The sequence below is a fragment of the Lysinibacillus sp. FSL K6-0102 genome (assembly GCF_038003545.1).
Lineage (GTDB): Bacteria > Bacillota > Bacilli > Bacillales_A > Planococcaceae > Lysinibacillus > Lysinibacillus capsici.
Window position 1 is genome coordinate 2,367,008 of sequence record NZ_JBBOPH010000001.1, and the last position, 23,112, is coordinate 2,390,119.

Genomic DNA, 23,112 nt, shown 5'->3' on the forward strand with positions numbered 1-23,112 from the left:
ACACTCCTTATTTTAAGTAAATATAATCTCCAGGGCCAAGCGGTAAACCTAGTAGGAACCAAATGGCGAAGAGGATAATCCAACCGATTGCGAAAAACACCGAGAACGGTAATAAAGAAGAGATAAGCGTACCAATTCCGATATTTTTATCATAGCGCTTTGCAAATGATAGTAAAATCGCGAAATACGGTAACATAGGGGTAATTGGATTTGTAATCGAATCCCCTACACGATAGGCCATCTGCGTAACCGCTGGGGAATAGCCTAAGTATAAGAACATTGGTACGAAAATTGGTGCAAGTAAAGCCCATTTTGCAGAAGCACTGGCGATTAATAGGTTGACAAAGGCACATATTAAAACAAAACCTATCATCATTGGTAAACCTGTAAAATTCAATGCTTGTAAAAGCTCTGCACCTTTAATGGCTAAAATAGAACCAATATTGCTCCAGTTGAAAAAGGCAATCATTTGTGAAGCGGCAAATGCTAATACAATAAATGGTGCCATATCTGCAATGGATTTAAAAATTTTCTCTGCAACTTCCTTATCGTTTTTAACCTCCTTCGCTGCTATCCCATAGGCAAGCCCAGGTAATAGGAAGAAGAATAACATGATAGGTACAATGCCTGCCATGAAAGGTGAGTTTAAAAAGCCACCTGTGGCAGGATCTCGTAAAAGACCGTTCGACGGTATGACTGTAAAAGCAATGACTAAAATATAAACTAGCGTTACGATTCCAGCCCACTTTAATCCTCTCTTCTCTAAAGCTGTCAATGGCTCTAGCTTTTCAATTTCACCGTGAAAAGAACCAAAGCGAGGCTCTGTAAACTTCTTTGCAACCCATGTACCAATAATGACTAATAAAAACGTCGAAGCAATTAAGAAATAGTAGTTCATCGTTGCACGACCAGTGTACGCGGGGTCTGCTATTTGTGCTGCTGATTCTGTAATCCCTAATAATAATACATCTAGAGAGCTAATTAATATGTTCGCACTGAAGCCCCCAGCTACAGCTGCATATGTAATAATTAAGCCTGCTAATGGATTTCGACCAATACTCATAAAAATCATGGCTGCAATTGGTGGTAAAATGATAAATGCCGCGTCAGCCGCTAAGTTACCAACTAAACCTGTAAAAATGATAAAAGGTACAATTAATTTTGTAGGTGCTGACATCACAATTTTCTTCATGACAGCTGAAATTAAGCCTGTTTGCTCAGCTAAACCAATACCAATCATGGTCACGATTACTAGCCCTAATGGAGCGAAACCTGTAAATGTTGAAACCATCTGCGTTAAAATTAAGATAAGTCCTTCTTGACTTAGCAGATTTTTTACTTGAATGACATCTTCGGTCCCAGGTTGAACTGCTGAAATACCGAGCATGGATAAAACCCATGATAAAACTAGTACTATACCTGCTAGAATAATAAATAACGTGATAGGGTCCGGTAGCTTATTACCTGCACGCTCGATTTTATCTAACATATTGTCAATCCAAGATTTTTTCTTAATTGTTTGTGAATTCCCTTGCATAAATTTCATCTCCTTTTATACTTTATTAGACTTAACCTTTAAGAATCCAATGTCTCTATTTTAAGACATTGAAAATCTATGTCCTTTATACAAAGAAACCATATTTTCTGACTATTTTCAATATTTATTTTTTATTAAGGAGCTATATGTATGTATAAAATTAATGTTTTTACCGCAAAACGCTCACTTTCATGGGTTCAACAGCTTGAAAAAATTAAACCCTCTTTTTGTGAATTTCATTACTATGCTTATACTGATTTTGAACATTTGAATGAGCTTTTAGAAAAGTATTTGGAGGGGGGAGATGGAGCGCTTTTTAGCGGACAAATTCCATATTTTTATGCTCAAACGCATTTTCAAGAAGCAACGGTACCTATGCATTATTTTGATATTTCAGAGCGTGATTTTTACCGTACCGTTACGGAGCTTTTTTATGAGAAAAAGATTGCTATGAATCGCATTGCCATCGACTTTTGCTATGAGGAAAACGGCTATTTGGGCATTCATGAATGGTCGATAGGAAAAAAACCTTATCTTTTTAGCCAAACGATGAGCGAGTACGCAAGTAGCGATATTGTCGATAAAGCTGCTGAATGGCATCTACAATTGCATAAGGAAAACAAGGTTGATTTGAGCTTTACCCGCATTGCAGAAATACGTGAGCGCTTAGCTGATCAAAATATACCATTTATCGCTTTTTACCCGTCTCAATATGCCATGCAATTAACATTAGATCATTTTCTCAATCAACTGCGAATTCGACAGCTTAACCAAAATAAAGTAGTGGTAGTGCATATTTTAATTCCGATCGATAAATCGAATATAGAAGACCTAGAATATCGGCAAATTGCCTTATATAAAACTATATTAGATTTCAAACAACTGTATGCTAGCTCATTTATCGTACATCGTGAGGCATCGTTTATTGCCATTATCACGACGTATAAGCAATTTTTAAGTACAACGAATCGTTATTCACATTGTCATTTAGTTGATTTTTTAAATGAGAAGCTATCGTTTCCTGTTAGAATAGGGTGGGGAATTGGTGACTCTCTAATTGAAAGTCAGGAGTTTGCTAAAAAAGCCGCAACCCTCTGCTCTTCAAAGGAAACACAGGGATACATTATTGAAAATTCGCGAGAAATCGGGCCTTTACTATATGGAACGATGCTACAGTTTGACGATGAAAAACAACAGCATCTAAAAAATTTAAGTACGACATATGATATTCCCTTATTACAATTACAAAAAATAGAAGCGATGCTGGAAAAACTAACGACAACGATCGTCAGTGGAGAACTGCTCAGTACACATCTTGGCATTACGGTACGCTCTGCAAACCGCATTTTAAAGCAGCTCCATGAGAAAAATTTAGCACACGAATTACCAAGCAACACGTCCACCACGCGTGGACGCCCAAAAAAGTATTATCAAATTCATTTATATTAGTCAGGATGGAATGGTTCATACGGTGGGGCTACCTGTGCAAGTTGATAGGATGAATAAATCCTGACACAGGAAAAAGAGACATCCATTTACGAATGTCTCTTTTTATATGCACGTCTATGTTAAGTGAAGATTATAGTTTCACTACATTCGTTGCTTGAGGTCCACGGCTGCCTTCTTCTACGCCGAATTCAACTTTTTGGCCCTCTTCTAAAGTTTTGAAGCCATCAGATTGGATAGCTGAGAAATGTACGAATACATCATTGCCACCTTCAACTGCGATGAAGCCAAAACCTTTTTCTGCGTTAAACCATTTTACTGTACCTTGTGTCATGTAAACACCCTCCCAAAAAAATTCAACAATCAATTGCTTCTATCACATATAAAAAACGTATTCAAAAGCTCGTATTACTTTTGAATACGTGTTTTTAATCATAGCAATGAAGTAATGTAATTATTACCCTTATTATAGTACAGAATTGTTTGTATATCCAGTAAATTCCGTTTTTAGTAAGGAAAAATTTACATTTGTAATCTAATAGTAAAGAAACACTATTTCCTCATTATTTAATCCATGCTTTTTCCTTCGCAACAATGACCGCCTCTGCCCGCGATTCTACATTCAGCTTGACGAATAGCTTCGATAAATAGTTCTCCACCGTGCGCTGGGTGACACCAATTGCAGAGGCGATGGCTTTATTTGTACAGCCTTGGGCAACGAGCTGTAGTATTTCCTGTTCCTTATCGCTCAGTAGAACCTCCTGCTGCACATTCGGCAGGTTGGTGCGTTGCTGAACAAAGTCTAAGAAATCGGCTGCCAGTAAAATCTCACCTCTTATGGCTGCTTGAATGGTTTGGATCACTTGCTCCTTTGTCGCTAGCTTTGATAATAGACCGTCAATTTTTTTCTCAATCAATAGCTCATAATAATCGGAAAGTTCGTAGCCTGTGTAAAGAATAATCAATGCATCTGCTTGTTTTTTCTTAATCATCTCTGATAGTTGAATGCCGTTGATTGGCTTCATATTAATATCAATGAGAAACAACTGAAAGGTAGCTGTATCCATTCTTGATAAAACGGCTGCGCAATCCTGTTCTGTTTCGATTTGAACATTGGCTAAATCCTGCAACAATGTTTTCGTACCATCTAAAACGACAGGATGGTCATCTATAATAAGTATGTTCATCATATGAATCCCCGTCCTCTTGTATTTGTATATAAATATGCATGCCCTCGTTAAGGCTCGATTGAATGGTAATGTCACCATTAAAAGCACGGACACGTTCGCGAATGCCATTAATGCCCATTGATGCAGAGGACTGTATTAAATCGTCAATGTCGCAGCCTATACCATTATCATCGTATCGAAGGATAAAGCCTTGAGGGATTGCTTGTAATTGAAGCGAAACCTCTGTTGCTTCAGCATGCTTGATTGCATTATTTAACAGCTCCTGAACAAGACGATAGACTACGAGATGCAGGGTGACATCCTGAAATTCTACACGATCAATTTGGGCGCTTAATAAAAAATCAGCCCTTATTTTTACCTTTTGAATGAGTTTTTTTAATGCCATTTGTAAACCAAAGGTATCCAATAGTGGGGGACTTAAGTTCTCGCAATATTCTCGTAAGTCCTTCGTTGCATTCAATAGCTGCTCGCGTATAGCTAGCACTGTCTCCTTCTGAATAGTAGGGGAGCCAGCTAGGACATCAAGCTCTCTGGCTAAATGAAGCTGCTCCTGCAAAATGGTATCATGTAATTCCTGTGCTAAAATACTCTTTTCCTTCTCAATAATATTCCATAGCAATTTATCGAGCCAAGGAAGCGGTGTATCGCTGGTATTTTTTATATGCTGAATTTCACGCACTAAATCCTCAATTTGCTGTAAGTTATTGATAAACATGGACACATACAGTGCAAGCAATTCTAACCAAAGTAGCTCTTCCTTTTGCAGAGCATGGCGTATTTCTAACATAATCTTTTCCTCACCAGCATCATGTAACAGTAATTGCGGATAGTAGCTTACATGCTGTGGAGAATCGTCTGTTATTGTCCGAATATGAAACGCTGTGGTTCCAAGCTTCTCGGTGATTTCATATTTAAAACGATCCAATAATTCTTGTTGGTTTTTTGCTTTGCCCATACGCTGAACGGCTGCATATAAATTATGTACATAATTTCCAGTAGAAGAGAAGATAATTTTTCGATACTTAAAATCAATGCGTTCTTTTATATAAAAGCTTGCAATGATCACCATAAAGACAAGTAAAAAAATACTTGTGACATGGACGATGGATAGCTCCCCCATAAATAACAGGGCAATCCCTGCTGTCAACAGAAGCGCACTGAAAAAGGCTAGCGTTGAATAATAGCGTAATCGTGATAATTGGTATTCAATATCAAATAATCGTTCGTTCACCTGAATGAACAGAAAAGAGAACGGAATAAATAATAAAAACAATGCGGCGATTTCAGCGTGTAATATCGGCTTATGTCCTAATATTTCAGGTGTAACGAAGAATAATAAAAAGGGTAAAAACGGCACGATAAAGGCAAGCGCAATTAAACGAATTTTGGCCAATTTAGTACGTAAATAACTCGTTACTAAAATAAAAATTGCATAGACTACCAGGACAGCAAATAAACTTAGGTTCAATATAGGTGTGAACTCACGTAATGATGGCTCAACTTCCTCCATTAGATAAAAGCCAGGGATGAACAGTATTAATAAGTACAGCCATTTGCTGTGAGGGTAGGTCCACTTAATTTGTAGGTATTTGAAAAAGTGTTGTAAAAAGTGAATAAAGAGAACCATGCATAAAATAATACAGCTACTAATGACAAACATCCCAATCATATTTCCTCTAGCTGATGCGCCGGTACTGATATAGGCGGTCGAACAAGTTAATAAAAATAGGATCAATAAAAACGTTGAAAGATTATTTTGATTGCGTCGCCAAACATAAAGTGCGACACCAAAAGCTAGGAAAAAATAAAAGATAGGGAACAAAATTTGCAAGTATAATTCTTCTGGCATGTCTCGATGTTTGACAGCAATGGTTTGAATACTCTTATCAGCCTTTTGGATCGTTAATGCATTGGCGCTTCTAACGATCATTTGCTGTTGAACGTAGCGATTCTCCATGGCTGGCTGCCCATCGATAGACACAATAATATCCCCTTTTTCAATATTTTTTTGCTCTGCCCATTGAGGGTAATAGCTGTCCATAATAACAGGCTGACCGTTTGTTGTATCGAGAGTGAGACTCACAAAGGGTGTTTTGATGGTAATACCTAACACATAAATACCGAGTATTAAGTATGTAAGAAAAATACAATAAGTACATTTTTTCATTGTAAAACCTCTTATTTGCTTATGATCATAATCTCCTATATATTATCGCTAATTATTGATAAATTTGGAATACCGAAATAACGAGTTTCGGAAAACCACTATTGTTTTTTCGGAATAACGAAATAGTGTTTTCGGACATGGCTATGATAGGGTAAATTTAATCATTAGTGACGAATAGGGGGACTTTTGCGTGAAAAAAGGCATTTTAACACTTATTCTTTTTTTTCTCATCGCTATGATCACCATTCCATTGACCACGAAGGCCAAAACGGTGAATCAGGATAAAGTCGAGGTAGAAATTGGTCTCATAGGTAGTGATCATCATTTTGTTTATAAGATTCCGAAGCATTTACATAAGGATATGCCCTATACAGAAATGAAAAATGGCATTCAAGCTTCCTTAGCTAATCATTGGAAAATTGGTGAGACTCGTTATGAGGCCAATAAATCCGATGTTGCCTATACCTTTTATATTCAGGATTTATTTCAAGAAAAGCAGGATGGTCAGCTAAAAGTAGCCATTCCCTATCGTCATCTAGTAGGGATGTTTGGCGAGCAAGATCCTATTCAATTGCGTATTTTAGCAAGTAAATTATCCAAGTGGACTGTCAATACAAAGGATTGGACAGCGCTTGGCTTTATGGAGCCCTTTACTTTTTTAAGTGAACGTGAATATGTCTATGAGGGGGCAGTCCAAGAGTTATTAAACCAAAGAGTGGGCCATTTTGATGGCACCATTCAAAAAAGTCAGTTGCTTTTATACAGTGTCATTTATTTTTGCTTTATGGCTATCCAACTGCTTGCTTGTCTTATTTTATCCAGACGGTTAAAAAGGAAAATCATTAAAAACCCAGACAATATGCATCAGTTCCGTAAACTCAATTACCTGTATCAATTGGTGCCGATTTTGATCATTGTCGCACAAATCGTGTTCCTTGTATTATCGGGTCTGATTACAGCATTTGGATTATACTTTAGTCCTGGCATTGATTTATTAGTGATTGTTGGACCTGTTTTATTAAATATCATCCTGCTGCCCACTTTTTTCGTCACAACAGAGAGTGAAATTTCAAGGGAGCTCAACAATAATTCGTTGTGAAATGGTATAATGATCAACAGCAAACTTGAAGGAGCTGTTGAAGAAAAATGACGCATCCAGAATTCGCGTACTTAAATTTACTACAACATATATTAGAAAATGGCACAAAGAAAGAGGATCGAACGGGGACAGGTACATACAGTGTCTTTGGGTATCAAATGCGTTTTGATTTAAGCAAAGGTTTTCCTCTTCTAACGACAAAGCGTGTGCCCTTTAAGCTTGTAGCAAGTGAATTATTATGGTTTATTAAAGGGGATACCAATATCCGTTACCTATTGCAGCATAATAACCACATCTGGGATGAATGGGCATTTAAAAAATGGGTGGAATCTGATGAGTATAAAGGTCCTGATATGACAGATTTTGGTCGACGCTGTTTAGTAGACGAGTCATTTAACACATTGTATCAAAAAGAACTTGCCTCATTTTGTGAACGTGTCTTAACAGATGATGACTTTGCACAGCAATATGGAGATCTCGGAAATGTCTATGGCAAACAATGGCGCCATTGGACAACCTCTGATGGCGATAGCCTTGATCAGCTACAGGATGTCATTCATCAGATTAAGCATCAACCTGATTCACGCCGTATCATTGTCAATGCATGGAATCCTGAGGATGTCATTAATGCGGGCGCAAAGGGCAGTAAAGCTGCATTACCACCGTGCCATGTGATGTTCCAATTTTATGTAGCAAATGGTAAATTAAGCTGCCAGTTAATGCAAAGAAGCCTTGATACATTGTTAGGCTGTCCATTCAATATTGCGTCTTACGCCTTATTAACACATTTGGTTGCACATGAGTGTGGCCTAGAGGTTGGCGAATTTATTCATAGCATTGGGGATGCACATATTTATGCAAACCATGTGGAGCAAGTGAAAGAACAGCTATCACGTGAGCCAAGAAACCTACCAACATTGCACATCAATCCAAATAAAGCATCCATCTTTGATATAGAGCTTGAGGATTTATCGATTGAAGGATATGATCCACATCCTGCGATTAAAGCACCAATTGCCGTATAATGCTAACAGCAGCCATTTTGGTTGCTGTTTTTTTCAAACAAAGATCTAGGACTAACTATTTGTTTTACGAAATAGGCAAGTAGTTGGATGACTGGATGAAAAGAAATTAATTATAGTTATTATGGTATAATTAGCATTATTTGGTATAATGGGAATAGTCCATTATATTGTAGGGGTGATAGTTGTGAAAAATACAATGGTACTTCTAGTAGATGAATATGATCGACAGCAAAGCGAGCCAGAACAAAGCATGGGTTCTGTGCAACATGCATATTCTTGTAACAAGATCGAATTGTCGCAGCAGCAAATTCAAGAAATGATGCAAATCATCGAAGAGATTCGTTTGAAAGGTTATAAAGATACACTATAAATGTAAGCGCCTCCTAAGCTATAATGGCTATGGAGGTGTTTTTTATGAACATTATTTTTATCGATTCTTATTCTGGGGAAGAGCTGCTACATATGGTGTCACAAGATGTAGCAGGCATTTTGGCAGCAGCGCAAGGAGAAAGTGTGACATTTCCTGTAGGTCACTTTAAATATGAATTTCATAATTTAGATTTTTATGAGGACAACGGTCAAATACGACAGGAATTAGTCATTTACGTAAAAAAAATATAAGCGATACATTAGCAACAGCATAACGGGGAACAATATATACAGGTGACAGTGCTTGACTTTTTTCTGCACCTGTAACTATAATAGTTACAACAGGTGGTGATACATATGGTGAACAGTCGATTTTCGGTGACGATCCATATTCTTTCGCTCATTGCTACAACCTCTGATAAAAGTCTCCTTACGTCCGATTTTATAGCTGGAAGTGTGAATACCAATCCAGTAGTCGTAAGAAGAATGATTGGTGTGCTAAAAAAAGCAGGCTTACTTTCTTCTCATTCTGGCATGGCTGGCTATGAGCTATTAGTAGAGCCAAAGGATTTAACACTGCTAGCGATTTATCAGGCAATTGATGGGCCAGAGCAGCTATTTGCCATTCATGATGAGCCCAATCCAGCGTGTGCAGTAGGTCAAAAAATCAAGCATACATTAGAGGGTGTCTATACATCTGTGTGGCTGGCAATGGAAGAGCAATTACAAGCACAGACGCTACAGGATGTGCTAGATCAGCTTCGTACTTAGACGGAGATGGTCTTCTTGTATCTAACCTGTAACTAAAATGGTTACAACTAAACCTTAGGAGGAATAAATCATGAAAATTGCCGTAATTGGTGCAACAGGAAAAGCTGGACAAAAAATAGTAGAGGAAGCGGTACAACGTGGTCATGAGGTCACAGCCATCGTTCGTTCAGCAGCAAAAGTGACAGCTGCTATTCCAGTAATTGAAAAAGATGTGTTTGATGTGACGCAAGATGATGTAAAAGGCTTCGATGTCGTTGTCAATGCATTCGGTGCTCCAGCTGGACAAGAAGATTTACATGTCAAAGCTGGTCGTCATTTGATCTCGATTTTCCAAGGTATTCCTACAAAATTAGTGGTTGTAGGGGGAGCGGGCAGTCTATTTGTGGACCCAGAGAAAAAAGTACGTGTGATGGATACACCAGATTTCCCAGCCATGTATTTAGCAACAGCGCAAAATCAAGGACAAAACCTACAGGATTTACAACAATCATCCATTACTTGGACATTTATTAGTCCATCTGCATTTTTCGATCCAGAAGGACCACGTACAGGTCACTATACAGCAGGAGTCGACCACTTATTAGTAAATGGCGCGGGGGAAAGCTATGTCAGCTATGCCGATTACGCAGTGGCTGTCGTCGATGAATTAGAAAACCCACAGCACGTTAATAGCCGTTTCACAGTAACGTCAAATAAATAATAAAATGCAACCGAGCGTAGGAAATGCGCTCGGTTTTTTGTGATTTTTTTGCTTTTTTGAAGGATTTTTTTCGTTTACAGAAAAATGACTGTTTACAATACGACTTTTATTAGCTACTATCAAGTGTGAGTATTACATAAAAGGAGACGACAATAATGTCAACACAACGAATAGAAAAAGATTTTTTAGGTGAGCGCGTATTACCAGCAGAGGCGTATTACGGAATTCAAACACTACGTGCTACGGAAAACTTCCCAATTACAGGCTACACAATTCACTCTTCACTTATTAAAGCAATGGGGATTGTGAAGAAGGCAGCTGCATTAAGTAATATGGAAGTACACCTATTATCAAAAGAAATTGGTGAGGCAATTGTCGAAGCAGCGCAAGAAGTGATTGATGGCAAATGGGATGCTGAATTTATTGTAGACCCAATTCAAGGTGGTGCAGGTACATCCATCAATATGAATGCCAATGAAGTCATCGCTAACCGTGCCCTAGAAATTTTAGGGAAAGAAAAAGGTGACTATCACACAGTAAGTCCAAACAGTCATGTCAATATGTCACAATCAACAAATGATGCTTTCCCAACAGCTATTCATATCGCTGTGTTAAATTTAATAGATGAATTATTAGTAACGATGGATTATATGCAATCTGTTTTCCATCAAAAAGCAGAGCAATTTGCTCATGTCATTAAAATGGGACGTACGCATTTACAGGATGCCGTGCCAATCCGCTTAGGACAAGAGTTTGAAGCTTATTGCCGCGTGATCAATCGTGACATCGTACGCATTCGTCAAACTCGTCCGAATTTATATGATGTGAACATGGGTGCAACGGCTGTCGGAACAGGCTTAAATGCCTTCCCAGACTACATTAAATCTGTTGATGAGCATCTTGCTGAAATTTCTGGTTTACCATTAAAAGGTGCAACGCATTTAGTGGATGCAACACAAAATACAGATGCCTACACAGAAGTATCAGGCGCTTTAAAAATCTGTATGATTAATATGTCTAAAATTGCTAATGACTTGCGTTTAATGGCTTCTGGTCCTCGCGCAGGCTTAGGAGAAATCCTGTTACCAGCTCGTCAACCAGGTTCTTCAATTATGCCAGGCAAAGTTAACCCAGTTATGCCTGAGGTGCTGAATCAAGTAGCCTTCCAAGTAATTGGGAATGACCATACAATTTCTCTAGCATCAGAAGCTGGTCAATTAGAATTAAACGTAATGGAGCCTGTATTAGTGTTCAACCTAATCCAATCGATTAGCATTATGAATAATGTATTCCGTGCGTTTACAGAAAACTGCTTAAAAGATATTGAAGCAAATGAAGAGCGCATGAAAGAATATGTAGAAAAAAGTGTAGGCGTGCTAACAGCAGTTAACCCTCACATCGGTTATGAAGTAGCTGCTCGTCTAGCACGTGAAGCTATTTTAACAGGTCGTTCAATTCGTGAGCTTTGCATTGAAGAAGGCGTCCTCACAAAAGAACAATTAGACTTAATTTTAGATCCATATGAAATGACACACCCAGGTATTGCGGGTTCTAGTATCATGAAATTAAAATAAAACGAGCAATGATGGACTGTAGACATGCCCTAAAAGGCTGTCTATAGTCTTTTTTTGTAGACCTTTTCTCATATAAAATAGAGCGTATCCTTATGTATTTTAGGATTATTCAACTATAATAATGGTATGGAAGACATATTTTAGTTGGGGGAATTTGTAATGAGTTTACGAAAAAAGAGTTTACTTGGCTTTTCCGTTTTAAATGTTTTAATGATCGTTATTTTATTTATCGATTTAGCCAATGTAACGACATTAGATTGGTTTTCTACCGTGTTAACGATTGTAGGCATCGCTATTACACTATCTTACACAGTGTATGTCCACTACAAAGTGATACAGCCTATCAAACAAATCACAGAGGCTGCACAAGGAATTACGGCAGGTCAATTAGATACCGTTGTCATTGAGGTTCGTGATAATGGTGAAATTTCTCAACTAGCACAATCCTTTTTAGAGATGCAGGAACAATTACGAACAATGACACAAAAAATTGCGCACAGCTCTACAGATTTATCAGCAAGCATCGAGGAATTATCTGCGAGTACGAATGAAATTACACTTGCTGTGGAAGAAGTAGATCAACAAATGGAGAAGACGTCAGAGGGCTTGAAGCAAGCAGCACAATCGGCTAATGATAGTGCTAAATCTATGCAAGAAACCGTTGATGGCATTGAGCGAATTACAGTAGCCACACAAGATGTGTTTGTGCATGCGAAAGATGCTAGCGAGATAGCAGGAAATGGTGCAAATATTTTACATGTGGCAAAAGAGCAAATGCAATTTATTTCCTCTTCAACAGAAAAAACAAGTGGATTGATGCAGCAATTATCCCTTAAAATGTCAGATATTAAATCAATGACAGATATGATTACTACCATTACAGATCAAACAAATCTACTAGCATTAAATGCGGCCATAGAAGCAGCACGCGCTGGTGAGCATGGTAAAGGCTTCGCCGTTGTAGCTGAAGAAGTGCGTCAATTAGCAGAACAATCAAAGCACTCTGCTACGCAAATTGTGGATTTAGTTGTAGGAATAGAAAGTGATACAAAACAAGTAGCCTCATCAGTAGAAGATGATTTGAAAAATGTTCAACAAGGAGTGTATGTCATTGACGAAGCGACAAAATCATTTGGCACAATTTCACAGCATGTTAGTCAGATGACAAGTCAGCTGGAGGATATTTCGACGACAGCTGAGCAGCTTTCAAGTAGCGCCAATGAAGTGGCATCCACTGTGACAACCATCGCAGCTGGCATGGGCAAGCTATCGAATTATACAGAAGCTGTTTTACATTCAATGGATGAGCAAACAGCCTCAATGCAAGCAGTTAATCATGTCACACAGGATTTAAGTGTCCAAGCGGATAACTTACAAAAGTTAACTAACCAGTTTCAGGTTTAGGCAATGAAAAGGTATGTTGCTAGGTTTTTAAGCCCTAAATAAGCCTTTTCATCAATACTACGAAAAGCCGCACAATGGCACTAATTGACCATAAAAACACTTTCCTAGAATACATGGAAAGTGTTTTTATGGTCGAACCAGCGCAATTAGTTTCCCAGTGAACTCCTCAGATAGTGTGTAGATCGTATGCGTATCCTAGACATGCATCAAACTACTGTTTTGACCTTTATCACCTAACCAAAGATGCTAGCCATATTTGTTTCCTGCCTTGTCCACTATTTGTACATTATGTTCTGGTGAAGCCATATTGACGGTACCCTCGTTTTTGACAGCTGTTGCAATGGCTTGTTGGAATAGTGTAAGTAATTCTTCATCCTGATATTTTTTACTAAAATCACGGTTTATCTTGCCAAATTCAGCACGATTAGAAATGCTGACCTTAGCTAAATCATCATCTGGTTTTTCATTACATCCTAGTAAAACAACGGCTAGTAGAGACACTAAAGCAACTATCATTATTCGCAACCACTCACCCCCTCAATAGGCAAAATAATACCACCATTTCCTGTCGTAGCCCTCACTTCTTTGTAATACATTAAATAAACGAGAGCGAAAGGGGACAGATAGTGGGCTTATTTGATGGATTGATCGGCAATGCAAGTGAGGTGAATTTAGAAAAACTACAGGAGGAGGTCCATGATTTATTAATTCCAAATGAGACAGTCAAGAACGCCTATAGAATTATTAGAGACACGTTTATTTTTACCAATAAACGATTGATCCTCATCGATAAGCAAGGAGTGACTGGCAAGAAAACGGAGTATCATTCTATTCCCTATAAAAATATCGTGCATTTTTCAGTAGAAACAGCTGGAACATTTGATTTAGATGCAGAGCTCAAAATATGGGTGTCTGGCAGTTCATTACCGATTCAAAAAAACTTCAATAAGGCGACAAATATTTATAAGGTGCAAAGCGTCTTAGCACAGTATGTGTTGGGGACGTAATGAAGGTGCTAATAGTACATGTGCACAACCAAAAGCCCGCAAATATGCGAGGCTTTTTTGTCGTGCCAGAAGAGGACGGCGTAAGGGATTTTAAGTCGGCTTCATGATTACGGTAAGCTCGAAAATACTGTCAAGTGTAAATAAGAGCGCCTTGGCGAAGTCTTATTCAAATACAATCATTTCTCCGACTTCTTTAAACCCGAAGCGTTTATAAATATTTTTTCCATCCTCTGATGCCTGTAAGACTACGGGCTTTTGCTTATCGATTGTTTGACTGAGTAGGAATTGAAACATCTCACTGCCATAACCCTTGCCCCTATACGCATCTTTTGTCATCACATCATAAATCCCATAGCTATGTTTACTGTCGATTAATAATCCCGTAGCGATAGGTACTTCCTTTATACAACCAATAAACATGCGAGCATTTGATGCTAGTTTTTCCTGTGAGAATTGATGAAAGTAAATTTCTAATGCATCTCTTTCTGCTGTTTCTCCAAATAAACTTAGAAAAACTTCCTTATATTGTAGAAGCTCTTCCTTGTTACTTACTTCTGTGATGGTAAGATAATTGGAAATTCGTGGACCTGTGTGAAGTGTATGGTCAAGCTTCATCATCATATTTCGTTCAGCTTCCTGTAAATTGCAGTCTTTTATCAGTTGTAGCCAATCATCGCTTAGATAGTTGGCATCCACCCACGTGCTGAAGGGAAGTTTATTCACAATGAAATGATTAATCCTTTGTTTAAGATGATTTTCCTTATGAATTATAGGCGATTTCGCTACTAACAAATTAAATGTATCAGTTGGAATATTTGTATTGGCTATGACAAAATGAGCTTCCTCTATAATTTGTCCAGAAACGGCTCGAGTAAATAGTTTCATTTTTTCCTCTAAATTACTCGTTACTAATTGTTGACTTGTTTTCATATTTTTCATCCTTCCCCTATTAGAAGTTCACTATCTTTCATTATAAAGTCAATGAAAGATAAAAAATACGCAGTTCACCTTTTTTATATCCCGCTATAACTTTATTAGTAGTTTGGAAAATATTGTGATATTTGACTTTAGAAAAACACTACTTTACAATTGATTTTAGTAATCTAATAGGAATGTGCATATACTCATTCCTATGACAACTGAATAGCGTGTAGTAATAGGTGTAAATTGCGTGCAATTTGCTTAAAAGTGAAGTCGGTGCGAATCCGACACTGTCCCGCAACTGTAAATGTGAGCGACTTTTCAGTATCCACTGTCTTTGGACGGGAAGGAGAAAAGAAGCGATGATCATGAGTCAGGATACCTGCCTGTTACGAGTACACACCATAAACCTACGAGGAATAGGAGGTGGCATGTTGACAAAACAGAATGCTCTGTTCGTCACAGTACGTCAAACGCCCATAGTAAATGAAAGGGTTCACAATCGAACTCGTTCACACATACTTAGGGTTTGTTTGGCATTGTGTGATGAAAGAAGATAAAATGAAGGATTTCCTCAAAAGTAGGGAGTCCTTTTTGTTTTGAAAATATGTACGCAAAGGGGATGCACGTATGACAAATATTCATGTAACGACAACGTTGGAAACGCCTTATGAAGATCTGAACATTTGTAAGCAACCACGCACAGAAGTTGCCAAGAAAGCGAAAACAAGAATGGTGGTCGAGTCTCTGATCGATCAATTATTAGCAACGAAGCTGATTCGTAATGATCGCTTCTTTGAGCAAATCTTATATAATAAAGAAATTATTTGGATACAAAATGGGGATGTGGACGGTCATCTTTTAGCGAAAGCAGCCATAGCAGATGAACTAAAAACAAAGACGAATAGTTTTATGATGTACATGCCGACCAATCCGATTGTCTATGAGGTCAACGGAGAAGCGTATCACTTAATTACGCGCATTGATTCTACACGCGCAAAGCCCAACCTCGACCGTCTATCATTGGAGCCAAAGCCTGTTTTAAGTGCCGCTCGTGTCAATGACTTATTATGCTCGATTGTCATGCGCTTTTACGAAACATATTTATATGATTTAGCATCTCATCATGACAAACTCATTGCATTTGTGCAGCAGGAATATGCCCAATTTATTGAAGCGGTGCAAGCGTTAAATGATTATCATTTCAACTGGCATCCACGTGGCAACGGTCACGAGCTTTTACTGCAATTAATTGATCATCTACAACTATTAAAAAGTCAACCTGGTAAGGTACTAATTGATTTTACGAACAAGCATGACTATGTAATAGTTGAACCCGCATATTTGTTGGACAATCCAACAAAGAAAGCTGTCGGTGCACTATAAAAACAAGCCCTCCATTTTTTGGAGGGCTTGTAATATCTTATGGCAGGGTAGAGATATATTTATGCCCAAGAAAGAAATACCCGCGGAAATACCCGAAGCGAGCAGGCTCATCCCATCCTACAGGCAATGCATGGCTGCCTGTGCTTCTTGCCATGGAACCGAATATCCTTTGCCCTTAGCACAAAAGATACTAGAGGAACTATACTCAGGGTCGGCATTTTTATCGTAGCCAATCTGTGCAATCACATCCTCTGTATTATGGCACACATCATAGCCATCAAATTGGAGTGTGAGTGCACCTTTCCCATTTGTATAGGCGGCAAAGGTTGTGCTGTAGCTCATTAAAGTGGCAACAGGTGCACGACCTGTTAGGATAACATCCGTTTCGGATAAAATCGGGTCATCGAACGTGCCTGCTGCTTGCTGAATATCAGTCATCATACGACCGATAAAGTCGTTTGAAGCTTTCATTTTAAAGCGATAATAGGGTTCAAGTAGAACATTTTGTGCCTGCTCCAGCCCCTGACGCAGGGCACGGAAACTGGCTTCACGGAAATCTCCCCCCGATGTATGTTCATTGTGCCCGCGACCTGTTAGAAGTGTAAAATGAATATCTGTTACAGGGAAGCCTGTCAGTAGCCCATGATGGTCACGCTCAAACAGATGCTTTTCAACAAGGCGCTGATTGCCTACAGATAAATGATCGGCATGACAGGCATTGGTGAAGGTATTACCTGTTCCACGTGGATTTGGCTCCATTAATAAATGAACTTCTGCATAATGCTTGAGGGGCTCGAAATGACCATAGCCCGTTACGGTCGTCGCAATGGTTTCCATGTATAAAATTTGCGGCTCACCAAAGGAGACAGCTAATGAAAAACGCGTCATTAATACCTCTGTCAGGACCTCCAATTGAATGGCACCCATAATATGCACATGGATTTCCTGAAATTTTTCCTGCCAGACCACACGCAAGGACGGCTCTTCTGCTTCGAGTAAACGGAAAATCTGTAGCACTTCCTTGATATGCTGATCACCCTCATATTGAACCTTTGCCTGTAAGGTTGGGACAAGCTCATAGGGCTGTGATAGCATCGTTGTACCGATTCGATCCCCAATGTTTGCCTGGCTCAGTCCTTTGACAGCGAAAATTTCTCCTGCCTCTACCTGTTGAACGGTCTCAAAGCGACTGCCGTTATAAAGGCGAATTTCGGTCACTTTTTCTGTTACTTCGTCAAATGAAAATTCATCTCGTACATGCAACGAGCCCTTGGTTGCCTTCATAAAGGTTAAACGCTGGTGCCCATCATGACGAATCTTAAAAACCTCGCCCTCAAACGGGGCATCCTTGTCAAAATGGGAAGCCGTTAACAGCGGGAGCTGGTCAAGAAATTCCTGAATGCCCTCATCCTTTAAGGCCGAGCCAGCAAAGCAAGGGAAGGCACCTTCATTTTTAATCATTTCCTTTAATTGAGCAAGACACTGTTCATGCTCCAATGACTCATTTAGAAAGGCATCAAGCAATTTTTCGTCGCGCTCCGCCAGCCATTCCATAATATTATTTGATACATAGTCTGCTCGCAGTGGCTCATCGATGAACAATACATGCTGAGAGCAATCTTTGCGAAGCTGTCTGATGACAGCCTCCATATTGGCACCCTCACGATCCATTTTATTGATAAAGAAGAAGGTAGGGACATGGTATTGACGTAAAAGTTGCCACACTGTTTCTGTATGGCCCTGTATCCCTTCGACAGCGCTAATGATAATAATGGCATAATCCATCACACGAATGGCACGCTCCATCTCAGGGGAGAAATCGACATGCCCTGGCGTATCAATCAATGTGTATGTATCATCGCCAATATTCATGCGCCCTTGCTCGGCAAATATCGTAATGCCCCGTCTGCGCTCTAGCTCATGATGATCAAGAAAGGTATCCTGATGATCAACACGCCCCCGTGCTTGAATACTATTTGTATGAAAAAGCACTTGCTCAGAGAAGGTCGTTTTTCCTGCATCCACGTGCGCAAGTACACCGATCGTTTTGTACATAAGAAATCCTCGTTTCTATAGAATGCTATCTTTTTATTGTAACAGAATACTAGCTTCTATATTTCTTGTAAAATAGTTCGTCTTTATGTCGAAATAGTGCTAATATAATGATGATTATACTTTTAGTGTCATACTACTGATTGCGCGATAAATTTTCTTCTGCTAGTCTATCAATAGTATTGACCATTATAGAACGTATTGGTGCAAATGGCATTTGTCATTTGCTTAAAAGGGAAATCGGTGCAATTCCGATGCTGTCCCGCAACTGTAAATGGGGAGTCTATACAGCATGCCACTGTAGTGAAACTATGGGAAGGCGTATAGATGATGAACCTAAGCCAGGATACCTGCCAGTATGTATTTTTTGACTAAGAACCACGAGGATGGGGATAGTGATGAAGGTAATGATACCGTTATTTCACTATGCTACTCTCTTGGCGACAAGAGGGTTTTTTTATGCCCTTCCAACTACCTTAGTAGTAAAGAAGTCTCTGATTTCTTTCTATATTTTAACAGCAAAGGAGAAAAGGACATGAAGAAATGGAAAAGTATATGGCTGATGATGATCATTGCCTTGGTCGCTGTTTTAGGGGCTTGTAACGCAAAGGACAAAACGGAATCAGCTGCACAAGGTGAAAAGGTTGAGCCATCTGAGGCGGCAGCAGAAGTAACCATTAAAAATAATGACACAACTCAAACATATACGGAAGCACCAACAAAAGCGATTAGCTTAAATCAACATGTGACAGAAATTATGTTAGCACTTGGTTTAGAGGATTCTATGGTAGGGACAGCTTACTTAGATGATAAAATCTATGAACCACTGCAAGAGGCATACGATAAGGTCCCTGTTCTTTCCGATCAATACCCAACGAAGGAGCAAGTCATCGATGCCGAGGCAGATTTCCTATATGCTGGCTGGAAAAGTGGCTTTGGCGAAAAGGGTGTAGGCACACCAGAAGAGCTTGAAGAATTAGGCATCCATACGTATTTACATACGGCTTCCAACATGACAAAGCCAACCATAGAGGATATTTTCACTGATATTCGCAATATCGCAAAGATTTTCCGTATTGAGGATCGTGGCGAAGCTTTAATTGAGCAAATGACGAAAGATGTAGAGGCAGTACAAGCTAAATTACCAAAAGATAGCGAAAAATTACGTGTTCTTGTGTTTGATAGCGGTGAAAAGGATGTATTTACAGCTGGTCAAAACTTTATGAATGAGCTTGTGACAATCGCGGGTGGACAAAATATCTTTGGTGATGTGGAATCAGGCTGGACAACTGTGTCGAAGGAAGATGCAGTAGACCGCAACCCAGAGGTAGTTGTCGTGATTGATTACGGTGAAACAACGGCAGACCAAAAGATCCAATTCTTAAAAAATGATCCAGCCTTAAAGGAGATGGAAGCGGTCAAAAATGAGCGCTTTGTCATCCTGCCACTTTCAGCAGCGTCTGAAGGGGTTCGTGCGGCAGAGGCCATTGAAATTTTAGCAAAGGGCTTCTATCCTGAAAACTTTTAATCCATTCGAGCTAGCGTTTTGCTAGCTCCTTTTTTATAAGGAGCGATAAAAATGAACGCATTTCAAAAAAATGTACCAGATCAAACATTTGAAACACTGAACCGTCATGGTGAGTTTACCCGTCTAGCCGTTAGCCCTGGCATTATTAATAAGCATTATACTCCTGCACAATTCCAAAAGATAGCCGAAATTGCTGGCGAAAAGGGGGCGATAAAATATTCTGCTTCCTATAGTATACTCGTATCCATACCAACGTGCGATGCCACAGAAGCGGTGCAAGCCTTACAGGAAGCAGGTCTTTATGTTGCTCCCTCTGGTTCAATCATAGCCATGAAGGCCTGCGATTTTTGTGATGGGGAGAAAATGGAGGCTGCTCCGATAACCGAACAGCTCTATCATGCCATAGAGGGGATGAAGGTACCTGCAAGAGTGCGTGTCAATATTAATGGCTGTGCATCAGCTTGCTACAATGCAGTCTATGATGATATTGGACTCGTTTACCAACAAGAAAGCTTTGATGTCTATTTAGGGGCAGTACCGATGGGAGCAAAGGCACAGGCTGGCACGTTATTCGCTAAGAGGGTAGACGTCACACAAATTGAAGATTTTTTACTGCACCTGATAAACCTTTATAAGGAGCATGCTCGCCCAAATGAGCCCTTTTATAAATTTTATCGCAGAACAAAGTCAGCAGAATATTGGGAACTAGTAAAAAATTCAATTAAATAGCAGGAATATTACTTAGGGTGTCGAAGTATTGTAATAAGGCACAGAAAATTACAATACAAAGGAGCAAGAACATGACATCGAAACAAGGGATTCAACCAGAAGATCTTTATCACTTAAAATCAGTAGCAGATCCACAGCTTTCACCAGATGGGACAGAGGTAGTTTATGTAGAGACTCGTATGGACGAGAAGAAAAATGACTATATATCGAATTTGTTTTACATAAACTTGAAGGACAAAACACCACAGCAATGGACATTTGGTGAAGATAGAACGACGAGTTCCCCTGTTTGGTCACCAGATGGCAGTCAAATTGCATTTTTGTCAACGAGAACAGGTAAGTCGCAAATTTATGTTCTTTCGAGAGCAGGTGGAGAGGCAAAACAGGTGACACATTGTAAAAATGGAGCGACCTCCCCTGTCTGGTCACCATGTGGCAAGAAAATTGCTTTTTCAGTCGTGCTAGGGAAAGATGAAACCATCCTAGATAAAGCGGAGGATGAGAAGAAAAAGGATAAAGAACTAAAGCCACTAGAAATCGAGAAAATGAAACACAAATCGGATGCTGGTGGATTTATTGATATGGAGCAGTTTACCCATATTGCCATTGTCAATGTGGCATCAGGAGAGCTAGAACAAGTGACAGAAGGCAAAGAGTACTGCCATCTGGGTACTTGGTCGCCAGATGGCAAATACCTTACGTACTTAGCAGATAAAGCGGAGGATTTAGATTTCTCATTTAATGTGGATATCTATTTATTGGAGTTAGAATCTAAGCAGAGTCACAAGCTAACAGAAGGTTCGGGTGCTTATTACCAAACAGCTTGGTCTCCGAATAGTCGCTATCTTTCTTTTGTAGGTGGAGAACGTGAATTTGAAAATGCCACACAAGCAAAGCTTTGGATTTATGACATGGAGCAAAAACTACTAAACTGTGTAACAAGTGAATTTGATGCGCCTGTTGGTGATTATGTCATCGGTGATTTCCTGCAAGGTGTAGCGTCACCACGTGTGCAATGGATGAATGATAATCATAGCTTCTACTTCCAAGTCACAGATCACGGCAATGCGGCGATTTATTACGGAAATGTAGATGGCGAAATTTACCCAGCTATCCATGATGATCAATATGTCTATGGCTTCTCACTTGATGCGCAAAATGATCAGGCTATTGCGGCTATTAGCACAACGACCAATCCAGGCGATCTGTTTTATGTGAACCTAAAAACAGGTGACAAAGAACAGTTGACGTCCATTAATGAAGATTTTTTAAAAACCAAAACATTAGCTGTTCCCGAGAGTATCGAATTTGAAGGTGCAGAAGGCTGGAAGGTCAATGGCTGGATTATGAGGCCAGTTGGCTATGAAGCAGGGAAGAAATATCCTCTCATTCTTGAAATCCATGGTGGTCCGCATGCAATGTATGGCAATACCTACTTTAATGAATTCCAAATCCTTGCTGCACAAGGCTTTGCAGTGCTTTATACTAATCCGCGTGGTAGTCATGGCTATGGCCAAAAATTTGTGGATGCAGTACGTGGCGATTATGGTGGTAATGATTATGCAGACTTAATGGCAGCGGTAGACTACGCTCTGGAGCACTATGATTTTATTGATCAAGATCGTCTAGGTGTAACTGGTGGAAGCTACGGTGGTTTTATGACCAACTGGATTGTGGGCCATACAAATCGCTTTAAAGCAGCTGTGACGCAGCGCTCCATTTCGAACTGGATTAGCTTTGCTGGTGTCAGTGATATCGGCTATTACTTTACAGACTGGCAAATTCAAGCAGGACTCGATGATATAGAGAAGCTATGGCATCATTCGCCACTGAAGTATGTAGACAAAGTGGAGACACCATTATTGATTTTACATGGTGAAAAAGACTATCGTTGTCCAATTGAGCAGGCAGAGCAATTGTTTATCGCCTTAAAATATCGTAAAAAACAAACAAAGTTCGTGCGTTTCCCTGAGGCGAATCATGAACTTTCAAGAAGTGGAAAGCCTACATTACGAATTAATCGACTTGAATATATCCGTGATTGGTTTGTGAAATATCTATAATCGGGTGGCCTAAGAAGAGAACAGTCTTCTTAGGCTACTTTTAATAGAAAGGCTCTGTTTGTTTATAACGTTTCAATCTTTTGGAGTCTTTATTGTAGAGATACCGAACCTCCTTAGGTAGAATCAACTTTTCCTTACATAAAA

Annotated in this window: 21 protein-coding genes and 2 riboswitches; of the genes, 14 read left to right on the forward strand and 7 right to left on the reverse strand. The window is 39.3% G+C overall.

From position 1 onward, the window contains the following. Positions 1-7 precede the first annotated feature (7 nt). Positions 8-1,537, reverse strand: a complete 1,530-nt coding sequence (locus NYE73_RS11995; protein WP_048394502.1) for an AbgT family transporter — start codon at positions 1,535-1,537, stop codon at positions 8-10. Between the two features lie 150 nt (positions 1,538-1,687). Here NYE73_RS11995 and NYE73_RS12000 point away from each other — a divergent pair, with 150 nt between their 5' ends. Further along, positions 1,688-2,986 carry a hypothetical protein gene (locus NYE73_RS12000; protein ID WP_048394501.1) on the forward strand — a complete coding sequence of 433 codons (1,299 nt, stop codon included), beginning with the start codon at positions 1,688-1,690 and terminating at the stop codon, positions 2,984-2,986. A gap of 130 nt (positions 2,987-3,116) precedes the next feature. Here NYE73_RS12000 and NYE73_RS12005 read toward each other — a convergent pair whose 3' ends face one another. From NYE73_RS12005 to NYE73_RS12015, 3 genes are all read right to left on the reverse strand, one after another. Then, the gene (locus tag NYE73_RS12005) at positions 3,117-3,317 is read right to left on the reverse strand and encodes a cold-shock protein (protein ID WP_004230248.1); all 201 of its coding nucleotides are present in this window, start codon (positions 3,315-3,317) and stop codon (positions 3,117-3,119) included. A gap of 229 nt (positions 3,318-3,546) precedes the next feature. After that, on the reverse strand, positions 3,547-4,173 hold the full coding sequence (locus tag NYE73_RS12010; RefSeq protein WP_048394499.1) for a response regulator transcription factor: 627 nt from the start codon (positions 4,171-4,173) through the stop codon (positions 3,547-3,549). Beyond that, complete coding sequence (locus tag NYE73_RS12015) at positions 4,148-6,340, reverse strand: ATP-binding protein (RefSeq protein WP_259950676.1); 2,193 nt, start codon at positions 6,338-6,340, stop codon at positions 4,148-4,150. The genes NYE73_RS12010 and NYE73_RS12015 overlap by 26 nt, the downstream gene beginning before the upstream one ends. 190 nt (positions 6,341-6,530) lie before the next feature. Here NYE73_RS12015 and NYE73_RS12020 point away from each other — a divergent pair, with 190 nt between their 5' ends. The 8 genes from NYE73_RS12020 (at position 6,531) to NYE73_RS12055 (ending at position 13,282) form a co-directional block, all read left to right on the forward strand. Beyond that, a complete protein-coding gene (locus NYE73_RS12020; RefSeq protein WP_115674610.1) occupies positions 6,531-7,439 on the forward strand; it encodes a hypothetical protein in 909 nt (302 codons plus the stop codon). Positions 7,440-7,486: 47 nt separating this feature from the next. Continuing rightward, the gene (locus tag NYE73_RS12025; protein ID WP_115674609.1) at positions 7,487-8,464 is read left to right on the forward strand and encodes a thymidylate synthase; all 978 of its coding nucleotides are present in this window, start codon (positions 7,487-7,489) and stop codon (positions 8,462-8,464) included. Between the two features lie 148 nt (positions 8,465-8,612). Continuing rightward, positions 8,613-8,834, forward strand: a complete 222-nt coding sequence (locus tag NYE73_RS12030) for a hypothetical protein (protein ID WP_259955504.1) — start codon at positions 8,613-8,615, stop codon at positions 8,832-8,834. 44 nt (positions 8,835-8,878) lie between these two features. After that, positions 8,879-9,085: a thymidylate synthase gene (locus tag NYE73_RS12035; RefSeq protein WP_115674608.1), complete on the forward strand. Its 207-nt coding sequence runs from the start codon at positions 8,879-8,881 to the stop codon at positions 9,083-9,085. A 105-nt stretch (positions 9,086-9,190) separates the two neighbouring features. Beyond that, complete coding sequence (locus NYE73_RS12040; protein ID WP_259950677.1) at positions 9,191-9,604, forward strand: Rrf2 family transcriptional regulator; 414 nt, start codon at positions 9,191-9,193, stop codon at positions 9,602-9,604. A gap of 70 nt (positions 9,605-9,674) precedes the next feature. Continuing rightward, positions 9,675-10,304 (forward strand): NAD(P)-dependent oxidoreductase, encoded by a 630-nt coding sequence (locus tag NYE73_RS12045; RefSeq protein ID WP_066036841.1) that lies wholly within the window; start codon positions 9,675-9,677, stop codon positions 10,302-10,304. Between the two features lie 155 nt (positions 10,305-10,459). After that, on the forward strand, positions 10,460-11,878 hold the full coding sequence (gene aspA, locus NYE73_RS12050) for an aspartate ammonia-lyase (protein WP_004230240.1): 1,419 nt from the start codon (positions 10,460-10,462) through the stop codon (positions 11,876-11,878). Positions 11,879-12,037: 159 nt separating this feature from the next. Further along, positions 12,038-13,282 carry a methyl-accepting chemotaxis protein gene (locus NYE73_RS12055; RefSeq protein WP_259950678.1) on the forward strand — a complete coding sequence of 415 codons (1,245 nt, stop codon included), beginning with the start codon at positions 12,038-12,040 and terminating at the stop codon, positions 13,280-13,282. Positions 13,283-13,528: 246 nt separating this feature from the next. Here NYE73_RS12055 and NYE73_RS12060 read toward each other — a convergent pair whose 3' ends face one another. Further along, on the reverse strand, positions 13,529-13,807 hold the full coding sequence (locus tag NYE73_RS12060; RefSeq protein ID WP_255601633.1) for a hypothetical protein: 279 nt from the start codon (positions 13,805-13,807) through the stop codon (positions 13,529-13,531). A 101-nt stretch (positions 13,808-13,908) separates the two neighbouring features. Between NYE73_RS12060 and NYE73_RS12065 the strand changes: the two genes are divergently transcribed. Then, entirely contained in the window at positions 13,909-14,289 is a 381-nt protein-coding gene (locus NYE73_RS12065; RefSeq protein WP_259418890.1) for a PH domain-containing protein, read from the forward strand. Between the two features lie 162 nt (positions 14,290-14,451). Here the strand turns inward: NYE73_RS12065 and NYE73_RS12070 are convergent, their stop codons facing one another. Next, positions 14,452-15,219, reverse strand: coding sequence for a GNAT family N-acetyltransferase (locus NYE73_RS12070; protein WP_054549244.1), 768 nt, complete (start codon positions 15,217-15,219; stop codon positions 14,452-14,454). A gap of 211 nt (positions 15,220-15,430) precedes the next feature. After that, positions 15,431-15,614, forward strand: a riboswitch (cobalamin riboswitch). Positions 15,615-15,840: 226 nt separating this feature from the next. On the opposite strand from NYE73_RS12070, the gene NYE73_RS12075 reads away from it, so the two are divergent. Further along, the gene (locus tag NYE73_RS12075; RefSeq protein WP_048395717.1) at positions 15,841-16,596 is read left to right on the forward strand and encodes a hypothetical protein; all 756 of its coding nucleotides are present in this window, start codon (positions 15,841-15,843) and stop codon (positions 16,594-16,596) included. A 117-nt stretch (positions 16,597-16,713) separates the two neighbouring features. On the opposite strand, the gene NYE73_RS12080 is transcribed toward NYE73_RS12075, so the two are convergent. Continuing rightward, a complete protein-coding gene (locus tag NYE73_RS12080; protein ID WP_259950681.1) occupies positions 16,714-18,651 on the reverse strand; it encodes an elongation factor G in 1,938 nt (645 codons plus the stop codon). A gap of 182 nt (positions 18,652-18,833) precedes the next feature. Then, positions 18,834-19,020, forward strand: a riboswitch (cobalamin riboswitch). A 163-nt stretch (positions 19,021-19,183) separates the two neighbouring features. Between NYE73_RS12080 and NYE73_RS12085 the strand changes: the two genes are divergently transcribed. The 3 genes from NYE73_RS12085 (at position 19,184) to NYE73_RS12095 (ending at position 22,968) form a co-directional block, all read left to right on the forward strand. Then, positions 19,184-20,176 carry an ABC transporter substrate-binding protein gene (locus NYE73_RS12085; RefSeq protein WP_259950682.1) on the forward strand — a complete coding sequence of 331 codons (993 nt, stop codon included), beginning with the start codon at positions 19,184-19,186 and terminating at the stop codon, positions 20,174-20,176. A gap of 51 nt (positions 20,177-20,227) precedes the next feature. Beyond that, on the forward strand, positions 20,228-20,905 hold the full coding sequence (locus tag NYE73_RS12090) for a precorrin-3B methylase (RefSeq protein WP_259950683.1): 678 nt from the start codon (positions 20,228-20,230) through the stop codon (positions 20,903-20,905). Positions 20,906-20,976: 71 nt separating this feature from the next. Further along, positions 20,977-22,968: a S9 family peptidase gene (locus tag NYE73_RS12095; protein ID WP_259950684.1), complete on the forward strand. Its 1,992-nt coding sequence runs from the start codon at positions 20,977-20,979 to the stop codon at positions 22,966-22,968. Positions 22,969-23,112: the final 144 nt, after the last annotated feature.

Excerpts from the sequence above, each read along its gene's own strand:
- NYE73_RS12010 (WP_048394499.1), bottom strand. The coding sequence starts at position 4,173 with ATGATGAACATACTTATTATAGATGACCATCCTGTCGTTTTAGATGGT.
- aspA (WP_004230240.1), top strand. The coding sequence starts at position 10,460 with ATGTCAACACAACGAATAGAAAAAGATTTTTTAGGTGAGCGCGTATTA.
- NYE73_RS12000 (WP_048394501.1), top strand. The coding sequence starts at position 1,688 with ATGTATAAAATTAATGTTTTTACCGCAAAACGCTCACTTTCATGGGTT.
- NYE73_RS12080 (WP_259950681.1), bottom strand. The coding sequence starts at position 18,651 with ATGTACAAAACGATCGGTGTACTTGCGCACGTGGATGCAGGAAAAACG.
- NYE73_RS12075 (WP_048395717.1), top strand. The coding sequence starts at position 15,841 with ATGACAAATATTCATGTAACGACAACGTTGGAAACGCCTTATGAAGAT.
- NYE73_RS12085 (WP_259950682.1), top strand. The coding sequence starts at position 19,184 with ATGAAGAAATGGAAAAGTATATGGCTGATGATGATCATTGCCTTGGTC.
- NYE73_RS12070 (WP_054549244.1), bottom strand. The coding sequence starts at position 15,219 with ATGAAAACAAGTCAACAATTAGTAACGAGTAATTTAGAGGAAAAAATG.
- NYE73_RS12005 (WP_004230248.1), bottom strand. The coding sequence starts at position 3,317 with ATGACACAAGGTACAGTAAAATGGTTTAACGCAGAAAAAGGTTTTGGC.
- NYE73_RS12090 (WP_259950683.1), top strand. The coding sequence starts at position 20,228 with ATGAACGCATTTCAAAAAAATGTACCAGATCAAACATTTGAAACACTG.
- NYE73_RS12030 (WP_259955504.1), top strand. The coding sequence starts at position 8,613 with ATGGGAATAGTCCATTATATTGTAGGGGTGATAGTTGTGAAAAATACA.
- NYE73_RS12015 (WP_259950676.1), bottom strand. The coding sequence starts at position 6,340 with ATGAAAAAATGTACTTATTGTATTTTTCTTACATACTTAATACTCGGT.
- NYE73_RS12025 (WP_115674609.1), top strand. The coding sequence starts at position 7,487 with ATGACGCATCCAGAATTCGCGTACTTAAATTTACTACAACATATATTA.
- NYE73_RS12045 (WP_066036841.1), top strand. The coding sequence starts at position 9,675 with ATGAAAATTGCCGTAATTGGTGCAACAGGAAAAGCTGGACAAAAAATA.
- NYE73_RS12055 (WP_259950678.1), top strand. The coding sequence starts at position 12,038 with ATGAGTTTACGAAAAAAGAGTTTACTTGGCTTTTCCGTTTTAAATGTT.
- NYE73_RS12095 (WP_259950684.1), top strand. The coding sequence starts at position 20,977 with ATGACATCGAAACAAGGGATTCAACCAGAAGATCTTTATCACTTAAAA.
- NYE73_RS12035 (WP_115674608.1), top strand. The coding sequence starts at position 8,879 with ATGAACATTATTTTTATCGATTCTTATTCTGGGGAAGAGCTGCTACAT.
- NYE73_RS12040 (WP_259950677.1), top strand. The coding sequence starts at position 9,191 with ATGGTGAACAGTCGATTTTCGGTGACGATCCATATTCTTTCGCTCATT.
- NYE73_RS11995 (WP_048394502.1), bottom strand. The coding sequence starts at position 1,537 with ATGCAAGGGAATTCACAAACAATTAAGAAAAAATCTTGGATTGACAAT.